General features: G+C 71.4%; 16 protein-coding genes. 8 read left to right on the top strand and 8 right to left on the bottom strand.

Annotation, left to right across the window (positions count from 1 at the left end; genetic code table 11):
• Positions 1–38 precede the first annotated feature (38 nt).
• Positions 39–407, bottom strand: a complete 369-nt coding sequence (gene folB, locus PHZ_RS15800) for a dihydroneopterin aldolase (RefSeq protein ID WP_041373614.1) — start codon at positions 405–407, stop codon at positions 39–41.
• Positions 404–1,132: an SDR family oxidoreductase gene (locus PHZ_RS15795; RefSeq protein ID WP_012523395.1), complete on the bottom strand. Its 729-nt coding sequence runs from the start codon at positions 1,130–1,132 to the stop codon at positions 404–406. Before PHZ_RS15795 ends, folB begins: the two co-directional genes overlap by 4 nt.
• 224 nt (positions 1,133–1,356) lie before the next feature.
• On the opposite strand from PHZ_RS15795, the gene PHZ_RS15790 reads away from it, so the two are divergent.
• From PHZ_RS15790 to PHZ_RS15780, 3 genes are all read left to right on the top strand, one after another.
• On the top strand, positions 1,357–2,292 hold the full coding sequence (locus tag PHZ_RS15790; RefSeq protein ID WP_012523394.1) for an SMP-30/gluconolactonase/LRE family protein: 936 nt from the start codon (positions 1,357–1,359) through the stop codon (positions 2,290–2,292).
• A 100-nt stretch (positions 2,293–2,392) separates the two neighbouring features.
• Positions 2,393–3,826, top strand: a complete 1,434-nt coding sequence (locus tag PHZ_RS15785) for an aldehyde dehydrogenase family protein (protein ID WP_012523393.1) — start codon at positions 2,393–2,395, stop codon at positions 3,824–3,826.
• Positions 3,827–3,887: 61 nt separating this feature from the next.
• Positions 3,888–4,832 carry an alpha/beta hydrolase gene (locus PHZ_RS15780; protein ID WP_012523392.1) on the top strand — a complete coding sequence of 315 codons (945 nt, stop codon included), beginning with the start codon at positions 3,888–3,890 and terminating at the stop codon, positions 4,830–4,832.
• A 10-nt stretch (positions 4,833–4,842) separates the two neighbouring features.
• Here the strand turns inward: PHZ_RS15780 and nhaA (PHZ_RS15775) are convergent, their stop codons facing one another.
• Positions 4,843–6,027: a Na+/H+ antiporter NhaA gene (nhaA, locus tag PHZ_RS15775; protein WP_012523391.1), complete on the bottom strand. Its 1,185-nt coding sequence runs from the start codon at positions 6,025–6,027 to the stop codon at positions 4,843–4,845.
• Between the two features lie 86 nt (positions 6,028–6,113).
• Between nhaA (PHZ_RS15775) and PHZ_RS15770 the strand changes: the two genes are divergently transcribed.
• From PHZ_RS15770 to PHZ_RS15760, 3 genes are all read left to right on the top strand, one after another.
• Positions 6,114–6,683, top strand: coding sequence for a carboxymuconolactone decarboxylase family protein (locus PHZ_RS15770; protein WP_012523390.1), 570 nt, complete (start codon positions 6,114–6,116; stop codon positions 6,681–6,683).
• An 88-nt stretch (positions 6,684–6,771) separates the two neighbouring features.
• Positions 6,772–8,016: a Na+/H+ antiporter NhaA gene (nhaA, locus tag PHZ_RS15765; RefSeq protein ID WP_012523389.1), complete on the top strand. Its 1,245-nt coding sequence runs from the start codon at positions 6,772–6,774 to the stop codon at positions 8,014–8,016.
• 257 nt (positions 8,017–8,273) lie between these two features.
• Entirely contained in the window at positions 8,274–9,680 is a 1,407-nt protein-coding gene (locus PHZ_RS15760; protein WP_012523388.1) for a protein adenylyltransferase SelO, read from the top strand.
• Here PHZ_RS15760 and gluQRS read toward each other — a convergent pair.
• A complete protein-coding gene (gene gluQRS, locus PHZ_RS15755) occupies positions 9,673–10,539 on the bottom strand; it encodes a tRNA glutamyl-Q(34) synthetase GluQRS (protein ID WP_012523387.1) in 867 nt (288 codons plus the stop codon). The two genes, PHZ_RS15760 and gluQRS, sit on opposite strands and share 8 nt — an antisense overlap.
• A gap of 10 nt (positions 10,540–10,549) precedes the next feature.
• Complete coding sequence (locus PHZ_RS15750) at positions 10,550–11,182, bottom strand: TetR/AcrR family transcriptional regulator (protein ID WP_012523386.1); 633 nt, start codon at positions 11,180–11,182, stop codon at positions 10,550–10,552.
• Between the two features lie 792 nt (positions 11,183–11,974).
• On the opposite strand from PHZ_RS15750, the gene PHZ_RS15745 reads away from it, so the two are divergent.
• Positions 11,975–12,535, top strand: coding sequence for an HNH endonuclease (locus PHZ_RS15745; RefSeq protein WP_012523385.1), 561 nt, complete (start codon positions 11,975–11,977; stop codon positions 12,533–12,535).
• A gap of 63 nt (positions 12,536–12,598) precedes the next feature.
• Entirely contained in the window at positions 12,599–13,333 is a 735-nt protein-coding gene (locus PHZ_RS15740; RefSeq protein ID WP_012523384.1) for a class I SAM-dependent methyltransferase, read from the top strand.
• Between the two features lie 12 nt (positions 13,334–13,345).
• Here the strand turns inward: PHZ_RS15740 and PHZ_RS15735 are convergent, their stop codons facing one another.
• From PHZ_RS15735 to PHZ_RS15725, 3 genes are all read right to left on the bottom strand, one after another.
• Positions 13,346–13,630 (bottom strand): hypothetical protein, encoded by a 285-nt coding sequence (locus tag PHZ_RS15735; RefSeq protein ID WP_148216889.1) that lies wholly within the window; start codon positions 13,628–13,630, stop codon positions 13,346–13,348.
• A gap of 217 nt (positions 13,631–13,847) precedes the next feature.
• Positions 13,848–14,411: a demethoxyubiquinone hydroxylase family protein gene (locus PHZ_RS15730; protein ID WP_012523383.1), complete on the bottom strand. Its 564-nt coding sequence runs from the start codon at positions 14,409–14,411 to the stop codon at positions 13,848–13,850.
• On the bottom strand, positions 14,408–14,920 hold the full coding sequence (locus PHZ_RS15725; RefSeq protein ID WP_012523382.1) for a disulfide bond formation protein B: 513 nt from the start codon (positions 14,918–14,920) through the stop codon (positions 14,408–14,410). Before PHZ_RS15725 ends, PHZ_RS15730 begins: the two co-directional genes overlap by 4 nt.
• Between the last annotated feature and the right edge of the window lie 16 nt (positions 14,921–14,936).

The raw sequence follows: 14,936 nt of genomic DNA, 5'->3' as shown, positions 1-14,936 counted from the left end.
ACGTGGGAGGGAAAGGGCCTCGTCGAAAGGGGCGGGCCTCAGCCCCGCTCCACGGTGATCTCGACGCCGGCGCCGACGGCGTGGGGAGCGAGGGCCAGGGGCTTTTCGATGCGCACCCGGGCGCGGACGACGCGCGCGTCCTCGAGGCAGCGGGCGGCCAGGCGGTGGGCGAAGGTCTCGACAAGGTCGATGTGGCCGGCCTCGGCGATGTCCTGGGCCGCCTTCAGGATGGTCTCGTAGTTGACGGTGTCGGCCAGCCGGTCCGTGTCGGCGGTGGGGACGTCCAGCTCGACGTCCACGATCAGGGGCTGCACCCGGCCGATCTCGTGGCGATAGACGCCGATCTGCGCCTGGACCTGCAGGCCGGTGACGAACACCTTGCTGGCGCTGAGGCGGGCGCCGCTCACGACAGGTGTTGTCCGGAATCGACGGCGATCATCTGGCCGGTCACCGAGCCGGCGTCGATCAGGTAGCGCAGGGCCGCGCCGATCTCGGCGGGCGGCACAGGGCGGCCGAGCAGGGTGGACGCGGCCTCGGCGTCGAAGGCGTCCTGGTCCTGGTGGATCGACGGCAGGGTCGGGCCGGGTCCGATGCCGTTCACCCGGATGCGCGGCGCCAGCGCCACGGCCAGCATGCGGGTGGCGTCCCACAGGGCGGACTTGCTGAGCGAATAGGAGAAGAACTCGGGGCGCGGGTTCAGCACCCGCTGGTCGAGGACGTTGACGATCAGGCCGTCGCGGTCGGCCGGCAGGCGGCGGGCGAAGGCCTGGGCCAGCACCAGCGGCGCGCGCAGGTTGGTCTCGAGGTGCAGGTCCCACGAGGCCCGGTTCATGTCCGCGAAGGCGTCGTTCTCGAAGACGCTGGCCGAGTTGACCAGCAGGGTCACGGGGCCGAGCTCGGCCTCGGCCTCGCCGACCAGGGCCACCGTCGTGGACTCCTTGCGCAGGTCGCAGGCGAGGAGCGCGGCGCGGCGGCCGCAGGCGCGGACCTCCTGGGCGGCCGCCTCGGCGGCGTCGTCCACCGCGCGGACGTGGATGGCGACGTCATAGCCGGCCTGGGCGGCCGTCGTCGCCAGCACGCGGCCCAGCCGCCGCGCGCCGCCCGTCACCAGAGCCGCGCCGCGGCTGGCCACCGGGGACGGTCCTTCGGCCTCAGTCGATGCGGCCGAACTCGTAGACGTTCAGCGCGATCATCACGAGGAGGAAGATGCCGATGGCGTAGATCCCGATCACGGGTCGTCTCCAAAGCTAGGGGTGTCGGGGCTTTACCGACCGCCGCCGTCCGCGGCAAGCCGACTTGTCGAACGGGGGAAGAGGGGCTCAAGGTTCCGGCCGGACCCCCGCGGAGGAGACGCCGATGCCGCTCGCCCCGATCCCGACCGCCGCCTTCGAGAAGATCGCCCTGGGCATCGACCGGCCCGAGGACGTGGTGGTGGGTGCGGACGGCCGCGTCTTCGCTTCGGACCACCGCTGCGCCGTGGCCGAGATCCTCCCGGGCGGCGCCTTCAAGCGGATGGGCCCCAAGGGCGGGGCGCCCAACGGCATCAACATGGACGCCGAGGGCCGCATCGTGATCGCCAACTTCGGCATCTACGACCGAGAGGACGGGCCGCTGCAGCGGTTCGATCCGGCGAGCGGCGTCCACGAGACCCTGCTGAGCGAGGTGGAGGGGCGTCGGCTGACCTCGGCCAACTATCCGGTGATCGACCGGGCGGGGAACATCTGGTGCGCCAACTCCACCCATGCCGAGACCTGGCCCCAGGCGCTGGACGGCCGGGCGGACGGCTTCATCTTCGTGCTGCGGCCGGACGGGTCGGCCCAAGTCGTGGCCGAGGGGCTGAAGTTCCCCAACGGCCTGGCGCTCTCGGCCGACGAGACGCACCTCTTCTGCGCCCAGACCAGCGGCGCCGACGTCCTGCGCTTCCCGGTGCTGGACGGCGCCCGGCTGGGGCCCGGCGAGCGGTACGGGCCGGTGCTGGGGCGGCTGATGCGCCCCGGCGAGGACGTGGAGAACCATGGCGGCGACCTCGGCTATACCGACGGGGTCGGCTTCGACGCCGAGAGGAACCTGTGGGTCTGCCTGCCGGCGGCCAACAAGGTGGTGGCGATCACCCCGGCGGGCGAGGCGGTCCCGGTGATCCACGATCCCAGCGGCAAGACCGTGAACCATCCCACCAACGTGACCTGGGGCGGGCCGGACCTGAAGGACCTCTACATCGGCTCGATCCGGGCCGATTATGTGCTGAAGGCGAGGTCGCCGGTTGCGGGTCAGCCGCACATTCACCAGCTGTGACGTGGCGTCAGGGGCTTTCGCCCTGATCGCCGATCATTAAAATGAGCGTTTGAAAGTCGGGGACAGCACGCCCGACGCGGACAAGGTCCAGGAGGACGGCATGCGCGAGTACCTGAAGTTCTACATCGACGGCCAGTGGGTCGATCCCGTCGAGCTGAAGACGCTCGACGTCGAGAACCCGGCCACCGAGCAGGTGGTGGGCAAGATCGCGCTCGGCTCGGCCGCCGACGTGGACAAGGCGGTGAAGGCCGCCCGCCGCGCCTTCGAGAGCTGGTCGCAGACCAGCCGCGAGGAGCGCCTGGAGGTGCTGCAGCGCATCCTGGCCGAGTACCAGAAGCGCTTCGGCGACCTGGCCACCGCGGTCACCGAGGAGATGGGCGCGCCCGCTTCGCTGGCCCAGCGCGCCCAGGTGCCGGCCGGCATGGGGCACCTGGCCACCGCCGCCAACATCCTGAAGGACTTCAAGTTCGAGGAGGACCGCGGCGAGACCCTGATCGTCAAGGAGCCGATCGGCGTCTGCAGCTTCATCACCCCCTGGAACTGGCCGCTGAACCAGATCGCCTGCAAGGTGGCCCCGGCCATCGCCACCGGCTGCACCATGGTGCTGAAGCCGTCGGAAGTGGCGCCGTTCAGCGGGCACATCTTCGCCGAGATCATGCACGCCGCTGGCGTGCCGGCCGGCGTCTTCAACATGGTCCACGGCGACGGCCCCGGCGTGGGCGTGGCGCTCAGCGTCCATCCGGAAGTGGACATGGTGTCCTTCACCGGCTCGACCCGGGCGGGCATCGAGGTGGCCAAGAACGCCGCCCCGGGCGTCAAGCGCGTCCACCAGGAGCTGGGCGGCAAGAGCCCGAACATCGTGCTGGACGACGACGCGTTCTCGAAGAGCGTCGCCCGCGGCGTGATGCACGTGATGAACAACTCGGGCCAGAGCTGCAACGCCCCCACCCGGATGCTGGTCCCCTCCAAGCGGATGGACGAGGCGATGGCGGTGGCCAAGGCCACGGCCGAGCAGGTCAGCGTCGGCGATCCGAACGGCAACGCTCAGATGGGCCCGGTCGTCTCCAAGGTGCAGTGGGAGAAGATCCAGTCGCTGATCCAGAAGGGGATCGACGAGGGCGCGACCCTGGTCGTCGGCGGCACGGGCCGTCCCGAGGGCCTGGACAACGGCTACTTCGTCAAGCCGACGGTGTTTGGCAACGTCACCAACGACATGACCATCGCCAAGGAGGAGATCTTCGGCCCGGTCCTGTCGATCCTCGGCTACGAGAGCCTCGACCAGGCGGTCGCCATCGGCAACGACACCGAGTACGGCCTGGCCGGCTATGTGAACGGCGCGGACCTGGCCAAGGCCCGGGACGTGGCCCGAAAGATCCGCGCGGGCCAGATCTCGATCAACGGCGCCAGCGATATGACCGCCCCCTTCGGCGGCTACAAGATGAGCGGCAACGGGCGCGAGTGGGGCGACTACGCCTTCCACGAGTTCCTCGAGACCAAGGCGATCATGGGCTACGCGCCCAAGGCCGCCGAGTAGGCGCCGGACGACAGGAAGGGGCCGCCGGAGAAGCGGCCCCTTTTTCTTTCGAGGAGACCCCATGGGCGTGATCGACCCCGACTTCCAGACCATGCTGGAGGCCCTGGCCAAGCAGGCGGCCGAACAGCCGATGCCGCCGCTGGACCAGCTGCCGGCCGAGATGGTGCGCGCCGGCTACCGGATGCAGCGCCAGGCGCAGGATCAGAACGCGCCCAGGGACCTGGACGTGCGGGACTTCGCGATCCCCGGGCCCCACGGCGAGATCCCGGTGCGGCTGTACGAGCCGCACGGCCTGGCCGCCCCCTCGGGCCTGCTGGTCTATTTCCACGGCGGCGGCTGGGTGATCGGCGACCTCGACACCCACGACGGCCACTGCCGCCGGATGGCCGCCTGGGGCGGCTGCCGGGTGATGGCGGTCGACTACCGCCTGGCCCCCGAGCACGTCTTCCCCAAGGGCCACGACGACGCCCTGGCGGCGACGACCTGGGCCTTCGACCACGCAGGCGAGATCGGTGCCGATCCGAAGCGGATCGCGGTCGGCGGCGATTCCGCCGGCGGCAACCTCGCCGCCTCCGTCGCCCTGGACCTGAGGGACGATCCGGCGCGGAAGCTGGCCTTCCAGCTGCTGCTCTATCCGGCGACGACGGACGAGTGGACGACCCCTTCCCGCAAGACCCTGGACGGGCCGCTGCTGACCTTCGAGGCCATGCGCTGGTTCGAGAAGAACCTCGCCGCCGCGGGCCATCCGCAGGCGCACCGCCTCTCGCCGCTGAACGCAGGGGACGTGGCGGGCGCGGCGCCGGCGCTGGTGGTCACGGCCGGCCACGACTGCCTGAAGGACGAGGGCTTCGCCTACGCCGAGAAGCTGAAGGCCGCGGGCGTCGCAGCGCGGCACGTGGAGTATCCGGCCCTGCCGCACGACTTCTACGTCATGGCCGACGTCTCGCCGGCGGTGGCCGCGGCGGCGCGCGAGACGGCGGACGCGCTGAAGGCGGCCCTGGCCTAGATCGCGGGCCTTAGTCGTCCGGCGGGCGGCGGCGGTCGGAGACGGCCAGCGCCGCCATGCCGAGCAGGGCCGAGGCCAGGGAGCCGGCGACCACGCCGATCCGCACCTTGGCCTGGGAGAGGGCGTCGCCCGGATCGAAGGCCAGCTCGCCGATGTAGAGGCTGAGCGTGAAGCCGACCCCGCACAGGACGGCGACGCCGTAGAGGTCGAGCCACTTGGCCCCCATCGGCCGGCGGGCCCACTTCAGGCCGATGGCCAGGGCGGCCGCCCCGAACACCCCGAGCTGCTTGCCGAGCACGAGGGCCAGGCCCAGGCCCAGGGCGACCGGGGCGGTGGGCGTGTCGGCCGGCAGGTCGCGGACCGAGAAGCCCGCCGCGGTGAGGATGAACAGCGGCAGGACCAGGAAGGCCACGTAGGGGTGCAGGGCCGCCAGCAGCTGGTCCAGCACGCCCGGGCCGCCGGGGCGCTTGGGCTGCAGCGGGACGACGGCGGCGGCCAGGACCCCGGCCACCGACGGGTCGAGGCCCGACTTCACCACGAAGCCCCAGAGCAGCAGGAAGCCCGCCGTCCAGAAGGCGTAGGGCGCGGCGCGCCAGCGAGCCATGGCGGCCAGCACCAGGAAGGTGGCGAGCGCCCCGCCCAGCATCGCCGGACGCAGCGTCTCGGCGAACACCACCGCGATCATCGCGACGCTGATCAGGTCCTGGATGATGGCCACGGTCAGCAGGAACACCCGCAGCGGCTGGGGCAGGCGAGGGGCGGCGATCGCCACGAGAGCCAGGGCGATGGCCGCGTCGGTGGGCACGGCCGCCGGCCAGGCCAGGGCGACGCCGTCCTCGCCGGCGTTCACGGCCAGGAAGATGGCCGCCGGCGCGAGCACGCCGCCCAGGGCCGCCAGCACGGGCAGGGCCAGCCGCCGGGGGTTGGAGAGCTCGCCGCGGACGATCTCCTGTTTGATCTTCAGGCCCATGACCAGGAAGAAGATCGGCATCAGGGCCGTCTTCACCCAGGCGGCGAGGGTGAGCGTCTCGGCGAAGGGGCCGATGCGGACCGGGATCGCCCGGCCCACGAAGGCGGCGTACTCGGCCGCCCAGGGCGAATTGGCCCACAGGATCGCGAAGGCGGCGACGAACGCCAGCAGCAGCCCCGATCCCGTCTCCGTCCTGAGGAATTCGAGCGTCGAGCGCGTGGCCATGCGCCTGCCTAACAGGGCCGCCGCGCGGAATCGAGGGTGGAGCTTGCCGCCGCCGCCCCGCTAAGCTGCGGGCCGGAGGATCCCCCATGCGACTCGCCGCCCCGCGCATCCGGCCCCTGGCCGACGACGAGCTTTCGCCCGAGCAGGCGGCGGCGCTGGAGCCCGTGCGCCAGGGCAAGCTGGGCGTGCTGAACATCTTCCGGACCCTGGCCCATGCGCCCAAGGCGCTGGCGCGGTTCAATGAGTGGGGCGGCTACGTCCTGTCGCGGCGCAACGACCTGCCGGCGCGCGAGCGCGAGATCGTCATCCTGCGCACCGGGTTCCTTTGCCGGTCGGGCTACGAGTTCGTGCAGCACACGCGCATCGGCCTGGACTGCGGCCTGACCGAGGACGAGGTCGCCCGCATCAAACAGGGTCCGGACGCCGGCTGGAGCGCGGCCGACGCGGCGCTCATTCGCGCGACCGACGAGCTGCACGCGGACCAGTTCGTTACCGACGCCACCTGGTCGGAGCTCGGCCGTCACTTCACCGACAAGCAGCGGATGGACCTGGTGTTCACCGTCGCCCAGTACACCCAGGTCTCGATGATCCTGAACACCTTCGGAGTGCAGCTCGACGAGGGCCAGACGCTGGACCCGGACCTGAAGGCGTTCTGAAGTCCGGGGCAGCGCAGCTCCACAATTCGTGAGCCGCCGGCGGCCGATTGGCGTTGGCCGGGCGGATGCGCGCGGATATTCAGGCGCCATGTCCTCCGCTGAACGGCCGCAACGCCGCACTTCCGCCTTCCGCGAATTCTTCAATCAGGAAGCCTCCGGCGGCTACGTGCTGATGGCCGCCGCCGCCGTGGCGCTCGTCATCGCCAACTCGCCCCTGGCCGGGCCCTATTTCGCCGTGCTGGAGACCAAGCTCGGCTTCGCCCTCGGGCCGCTCGCCCTGAACGAGACGGTCCTGCACTGGATCAACGACGGCCTGATGGCCCTGTTCTTCCTGCTGGTGGGCCTGGAGATCAAACGCGAGGTGCTGGACGGCGAGCTGTCGCGTCCCTCGCGCGTCGTCCTGCCCGGCCTGGCGGCCCTGGGCGGGGTGGCCGTTCCGGCCCTCATCTATGCGGCGCTGAACATGGGCGATCCGGAAGCGTCCCGCGGCTGGGCCATCCCGGCGGCCACGGACATCGCCTTCGCCCTCGGGATCCTGGCGCTGGCGGGCGACCGCGTGCCGGCGTCGCTGAAGATCTTCCTGACCGCGCTGGCGGTCCTGGACGACCTGGCGGCCATCCTGATCATCGCGGTGTTCTATACCGCCGACCTGCACCTGGGCGCGCTCGGCGGCGCCGGCGCGGCCCTGGCGCTGCTGGTGGCGATGAACCGGCTGAAGGTCCGCCGCCTGTGGCCTTACCTGCTCACCGGCCTGGTGCTGTGGTGGTTCGTGCTGGAGTCCGGCGTGCATGCGACCCTGGCCGGGGTGGCGCTGGCCATGACCATCCCGCTGGACCGCACGCCCGCCCGGCCGGACGCTCACAGCCACAGGACCTCGCCCGCCCACCGCCTGGAGCACCTGCTGCACAAGCCGGTGGCCTTCGCGGTGGTGCCGATCTTCGGCTTCGCCAACGCGGGCCTGCCGCTGGCCGGGATCACCTTCGAGATGCTGACCGACACGGTGATGCTGGGGATCGCGCTCGGCCTCTTCATCGGCAAGCAGATCGGCGTCTTCCTGACCGCGCTGCTGGTCATCCGGCTGGGCTGGTCCGACATGCCGCGGCACGCCTCGCTGGGCCAGCTCTACGCGGTCTCGGTGCTGTGCGGCGTCGGCTTCACCATGAGCCTGTTCGTCGGCAACCTGGCCTTCACGACGCCCGACCTGCTCACCGAGACCAAGGCGGGGGTCTTCGCCGGCTCGCTCGTCTCGGCGGTCCTGGGCCTCGTGCTGCTCAAGATCTTCCGTCCCGAGCCGCCGCCGGCCCGCGCGGAGGGGGGCGACGCGGCCCCCTGACCCGCCGCCCGGGCGGGAACGGCGCCGCTGTCGTCGCGTTAGCGCCCGGGTCGGGACCCGAAGGAGCTTGCGATGAACAGCATCATCTATCTCGTCGGCCTGGTCGTCATCGTCCTGGCCATCCTGGGCTTCCTCGGCATCGCCTAGATGCCGGGGGTCTAGATGCCGGCGCGTCCCGGGCTCGCTTTCGGGCCGTCCAGGACCGCCTGAGCGCTCCGGCGGTTGCCGGGTGCCGCCCCGCGGCTTACGTGCCGTCGATGCCCGTCTCCCCAGCCTACCGACCCGACCCGAAGTTCCCGGCCCTCGGGCCGGAATTCGCCGACGCCGTGGCGGCGGCGCGCTTTCCCAAGACCCTCCTGCGCTACCGCAATGACCGGGCGGCCGCCACGGTCGGGCTGGAGACGCTGACCGACGCCGAGTGGCTCGCCCACTTCGGCCGCTTCGAGCCCCTGCCGGACAACATCGACCCGCCGCTGTCGCAGCGCTACCACGGCCACCAGTTCCGGGTTTACAACCCCGAGCTGGGCGACGGCCGCGGCTTCCTGTTCGCCCAGCTCCGCGAGGCGGGCAGCGGCCGCCTTCTCGACCTCGGCACCAAGGGCTCGGGCCAGACGCCCTGGTCCCGCTCGGGCGACGGGCGGCTGACGCTGAAGGGCGGGGTGCGCGAAGTGCTGGCCACCGCCATGCTGGAGGCCCTGGGCGTCCCCACCTCGCGCTCGTTCTCGCTGGTGGAGACGGGGGAAGAGCTGGTGCGCGGCGACGAGCCCAGCCCCACGCGCTCGGCGGTGCTGGTGCGCCTGTCCCACAGCCACGTCCGGTTCGGCACCTTCCAGCGCCATGCCTTCTTCGAGCGCGCCGACCGCATCCAGGCGCTCGTGGACCACGTGGTCGCCGAGTACTACCCGGAGCTGTCGGACGCCCCCGACCGGGCCGCCGCGCTGATGGCGGCGGTGACGGGGCGGGCCGCGCGGCTGACCGCCCGCTGGATGGCCGCCGGCTTCGTCCACGGCGTGCTGAACACCGACAACATGAACGTCACGGGCGAGAGCTTCGACTACGGCCCCTACCGGTTCCTGCCGCGCTCGGACCCCAACTTCACGGCGGCCTATTTCGACCATGCGGGGCTCTACGCCTTCGGCCGCCAGCCCGAGGCGGTGTTCTGGAACCTGCAGCAGCTGGCCGGGTGCCTGACGTTCGTGACCGGGCAGGATCCGCTGGTGGAGGCGCTGAACGGCTTCGCCGCCGCCTACCGCTCAGAGCTGACCGGCGCGATGCTGATGCGGCTTGGGCTGAAGAGCCGCGGGGACGAGGCCGACGTCGCGCTGGTGCAGGCGGCGTTCAAGGCGCTGGCGGCGGGCGGCGAGCGGCTGCGCTGGGAGCCGTTCTTCTTCGACTGGTTCTGCGGGCGCGCGCCCGACGGGCCGCGGGCCGACCTCTACGCCGGAGAGGACTTCGCCGATTTCCGCGCGGCGGTGGCGGGGTTCGAGGCCGAGCGGCCGGAGCGGCTGCAGCATCCCTACTTCCGGCGCGCCGAGCCCCAGGAGCTGCTCTACGACGAGATCGAGGCGATCTGGGCGCCCATCGCCGGAGCCGACGACTGGGCCCCGTTCCAGGCCAAGCTGGCGGCGATCGAGACGGCGCGCGAGGCGTGGGGGCTCAGCTAGGCCGGCTCGCGGGCTTCGGTCGGTCGTCGAAGCCCATCTCCCGCCGCAGGTCCTCCGGCGTGACACCGCGGGCGCGGAGTTCGCGCAGCGTCTCGGACCGGTCCCGCTTGGCGTAGCGGCGCCCGTCCGGGCCGGTCAGCAGCCGGTGGTGCCGGTAGACCGGCGTCGGCAGGCCGAGCAGGGCCTGCAGCAGGCGCTGGACGTGGGTGGCCTCGAACAGGTCCTCGCCGCGGACCACGTGGGTGATCCCCTGCAGCGCATCGTCGAACACCACGGCCAGGTGGTAGGCCACGCCCACGTCCTTGCGGGCCAGCACCACGTCGCCGCCCAGCTCGGGCCGGGCCTGCACCACGCGCGGCTCGCCCGAGCCCTCCTCGACGAAGGTCAGGGCGCCGAAACCGCCCAGCGCGCGGGCCGCGGCGTCCAGCGACAGGCGCCAGGCGAAGGGCTCGCCGGCCGCCAGGCGCCGGGCCTCCTCGCCCCGCGGCAGGGGCGCGCCGCGGAACACCTCCATCGCCCCGTGCGGAGCGCGGGCGATCTCCTGCGCCACCTCCTTGCGGGTGCGGAAGCAGCGGTAGAGCAGGCCGGCGGCCTCAAGCCTTTCCAGGGCGCCCTGGTAGTCGTCCAGGTGCTCGGACTGGCGGCGCACCGGCGTCTCCCACGCGAGCCCCAGCCAGGCCAGGTCCTCGTAGATGGCGGCCTCGTACTCGGGCCGGCAGCGGGTGGCGTCGATGTCCTCGATGCGCAGCAGGAACCGGCCGTCCACCACGCGCGCGGCCTCGTGGGCGGTCAGCGCCGAGAACGCGTGGCCGCGGTGCAGCAGGCCGGTCGGCGAGGGGGCGAAGCGGGTGACGAACACCGCCCGGCGTCTAGCAGTCGCGGTGCGCCGAGGGGAACAGGCCCATGTGGTTCAGCACCGCCTCGAAGAACGCCCGCTCGCCGCCGAGCTGGGCCTTGAACGGCTCGAACTGCTTGAAGCCGGCCATCTCGGCCAGGCCGTGGGCGGCGCACCAGGAGGCGATGGTGGCGAGCTCCAGGTCCGGGCCGGCCTGCGGGTCGGCGCCGTGCTCGATCATGGTGTCGCGCACCATGCAGTAGGCGCTGTCCCCCGACCCGTCGTGGGTCTCGATCGGCAGGGCCTCCTTGTCGCGCGCGGCGTCGTACATCACCCGGTAGAGGGCCGGGTGCTCGCGCGCGAAGCAGACGTAGGCGATGCCCAGGGCGGTGAGCTGCTGGCGGCCTTCCACGCCGCCCTTGGCCTCGGACATCGCCGCGTGCAGCATCTCCCAGCCCTCGTGGGCCACCGCGTCCAGCAGCTCGGACTTGTCCTTGAAGTGGTGGTAGGGGGCGGCCGGGCTGACGCCGGCCTCGCGGGCCACCGCCCGGAGAGAGAGGGCGCTGGGCCCCTCGGATTCCAGCAGCCGGCGGGCGGCCTCGACCAGCGCGCGGCGGAGGTCGCCGTGGTGGTAGGGCCGGGGCTCGGCGCTGTGAGCTTCTCTCATCGGCTCCACCATAAAACTGCATCTGGACGGTGTAAAGATCGCCTTGACTCCGGGGCGACCGACGTTATCTTAGCGTTGTTCAAATAACAAACGCCCCCGTTCCCGAAAGGGTCCGCCCGGAAGGGATCCAAGGGGGTTCAAACTGAAAGGTGTGTGTCATGTCTCTCGCTGGCTTCGAACGCTACTTCGACCGTCTGGCCCCGGTGTTCCTGCTGTTCCTCGGCTTCACCGCCGCCGCAGCCACGGCCACCCTGGGCGCCTAAGGGTCTCCCCACCCTTCATGACGCAACAGAAGGGCCCCCTCGCCGGGGCCCTTCTTCGTCGCGGCCGCCGCCCGCCTCCGTCTCGCGGGGAGGGGTGTGCAAAAGCGCATAGCGGCGCGGCGCAATCAACTATCTGAGCAGCGTTCGGATTGTGCTATCTGAACATCGTCCAGATGAAAGGCGGTCTCGACGGGAGGCCGCCGGAACCGAGCAGAAAAGGAGAAGCGCGATGTCGTTCCGAATGAACCGGATCCTCGACGTGGTCGTCTCGTTCGCGGTCGTGGGCCTGGCCCTGACGATCGCCGGCGCCACCGCCGCCCTCGGCGCCTAAGCGTGCGCCGCGGCGGGGCCTCGCCCGCGCTCCCGGCGGGCGGGGCCCAAGGCGGCCCGAACCTTCCCGGGGACAGCCGTCGTGGAGCTGTCGTCGAATCGGGCCTATAGTTTCGCCAATACCGCAGCTTCCAACGTGAGGGTCGTGTCTTCAGTCCCAAGTTGGTCGTCATAGGTCTCCGCGTCGGGAGGTCCCGCCATGCAGGTGCTTAGGCATCCGCCGTCGGGCTGGCCCTGTCTCGTGCTGAACGCGGACTTCAGGCCCCTGAGCTACTATCCCCTGTCGCTGTGGCCGTGGCAGGAGGTCATCAAGGCGGTCTTCCTCGACCGCGTGGACGTGGTCTCCACCTACGACCAGGTCATCCACTCCCCCTCCTTCGAGATGAAGCTGCCGAGCGTGGTGTCGCTGAAGCACTACGTGGCCCAGGACCGGCCCCCGGCCTTCACCCGCTTCAACCTCTTCCTGCGCGACAGCTTCACCTGCCAGTACTGCACCGCGGGCGAGGAGCTGACCTTCGACCACGTGATCCCGCGTTCGCGGGGCGGACGCACGACCTGGGAGAACATCGTCACCGCCTGCGCCCGCTGCAACCTGACCAAGGGCGGCCGCACCCCGCACGAGGCGCACATGCACCCGCGCATGAAGCCGCGCCGGCCCACCGCCTACGAGCTGCAGGAGCGCGGCCGCAGGTTCCCGCCGCACCACCTGCACGAAAGCTGGCTGGACTACCTCTACTGGGACATCGAGCTGGAAGCGTAGGGCGCGGCGCCCGCCGAGGCCGGCATTGTCACCCGCCGGCCGCCGGCGCTAAGTCCTCGGCGCATGACCGACTGCGTCGACATTCCGTACCGCCGGCTGAATCTGCGCGCCCCAATCCGCGAGATTCTCATCGAGAACACCCACCGTCGATACGAGGTGTTCTACAACGCCAACAAGGCGAGCTTCCTGAACGGACTGTGCGAGGCGCACGGATCCGACAAGGGCGGGCTGACCGCGGGCGAGAAGCCGTATCCGTGGCTGCCCCACAACTACGCCGACTACATCGAGCGGCACTTCGGTCACTGCCGCGAGCACGTGCGCAACGTCTTCGAGTGCGGCCTGGGCACCAACAACCCCGACCTCGTCTCCAGCATGGGCGAGCGCGGGCGGCCGGGCGCTTCGCTGCGGGTCTGGCGGGACTATTTCCCCAACGCGCGGGTCGTCGGGGCCGATGTGGACCGGGACATCCTGTTCGCCGAGGACCGGATCGTCACCCACCACGTGGACCAGACCGACGCCGCGTCCGTCGCCGCGCTGTGGGACGCGGTGGGGGAGGTCGAGTTCGATCTGATGATCGACGACGGCCTGCACACGTTCGAGGCCGGGGTCTCGCTGCTGGAGGGCTCGCTCCACAAGCTGAAGGCTGGCGGGATCTACATCATCGAGGACGTGGCGATGGAGACCATCGTGCGGTTCCTCGACTACTTCCAGGACAAGCCGCTGAACTACGAGGTCGTGACGCTCTACCGGGGCAAGCACCGCCTCGGCGACAACTCGATGGTCGTAATCCGAGCGTAGGGCGGCGCAGCCCTACCGGAACACCCAGATGCCGCCGGTGAGGCCCGCCGGGGCCTCGGCCAGGCCGCGGATCTCGAGCCGCGCGTGGCGCGCGCCGCACAGGCAGCGCAGCCGGTCCTCCAGTTCGTCCAGGTTCTGCCGGCCGAGGCCCTGGGCCAGCCAGGGGCGCGGATCGACCATCGCCTCGCGGCCGCAGCCGCACAGGGCCCACAGGCTGCGGCGGGCGGCGGTGGCGCGCGCCAGCCGCGGTTCGCCGAAGGCCAGGTCCAGCGCCTGGTGCATCATTCCGTCCGCCATGACCATCTCCACATCCTCCAGGGCTCTAGGCGAACAAAAGCAGAACTTCGACGTGCGCGCGACTCCGCGGGAGCTGTGGTCGCGAGGGCGCGCAACCCCGCGTAGGCGCAGGCTTTGAGGACGGCAGAAGGCGGGCGATTCCGGGCCGGCCGCAACGCGTGCGGGGCCGCAGGCTGTGGACGCCCAGACCTTCCCTAGGCCTTCCCCAGGACCTTCCCTAGACCTTCTCGGAGAGCTTGATGGCGGCGCGGCAGCCGGTGCGGATCACCGCGGCCAGCAGACCGTAGCCTGGCGCCTCGCGGGCGCCTTCCTCGACCGCGATGTCGCGGTGGGCCAGTTCCTCGTCGCGGAACTTCGACAGCTCGGCGGCGAGCTCGGGGTCGCGCTCGGACAGTTCGGCGATCTGGCCGGCGTAGTGCTCCTCGATCACGGTCTCGACCGCCTCGGTGCAGGCGTGGGCGGCCTTCTCGCCCATGAGGGCGGTGCCGGCCCCCAGGGCGAAGCCGGCCAGCCGCCAGACGGGCGTCATGGCGGTGGGACGCACCCGGTGCTCGGTCAGCAGCCGGTCGAAGCGGGCCAGGTGCTCGGCCTCGTGGCCCTCCATCTCGGCGAGCTGGCCGGCGATGCGCTCCTTGCCGGGCGCCTGGCCCAGCACCGCGCGCTGGCCGCGGTAGATGTGGACGGCGCCCAGCTCGCCGGCGTGGTCGACGCGCAGGATCTCGGCGAGGCGGGCCTTAACGGCGCCGCGGCCCGGCCGAGGAGGAATCGGCTTGTCGCTCATCGCTTGGACCTCTCGCGCAGGGCGGCCATGACGCTCAGCGCCACAAGGCCCAGGGAGATCAGGGCGTTCCATCCGGCCATCGACAGGCCGGCGAAGACCCAGGGCGCCTCGTCGCAGGCCGGCGGACGGACCCTCGCGCCGGCGAGGAAGTCGGACAGGGCGGCCGCGTCCACGCCGGCGCCGGCCGAGGCGCAGGCGGTTGGGCCCGGCCAGAACTTCCACTCCGCCCCGGCGTGGTAGACGGCGATCCCGACGCCGACGGCGAAGACGAGGCCCAGCACCCAGCAGGTGGCCTCGCGCCAGCGCGGGCCCCCGGGCAGGCGCACGATGGCCATGAAGATCACGCCGAGGGCGATCGCCACCCAGTAGACCTCGCGCTGGCGCAGGCACAGCGTGCAGGGCGCATAGCCGCCGAAGGTCTGGAAGGCGTGGGCGATGGCCAGCATGGCCGCCGAGGCCAGCACCGCGCAGAGCCGCCAGCGATCGAGGAGGGGGGCGAGGAGCGTCATCGGCGCGGATAGAACC

This window comes from Phenylobacterium zucineum HLK1 (assembly GCF_000017265.1).
In the GTDB taxonomy this organism is placed as follows: Bacteria; Pseudomonadota; Alphaproteobacteria; order Caulobacterales; family Caulobacteraceae; genus Phenylobacterium; species Phenylobacterium zucineum.
Note: the sequence above shows the minus strand (reverse complement) of the source record. Positions and strands in the feature narration are given on the sequence as shown.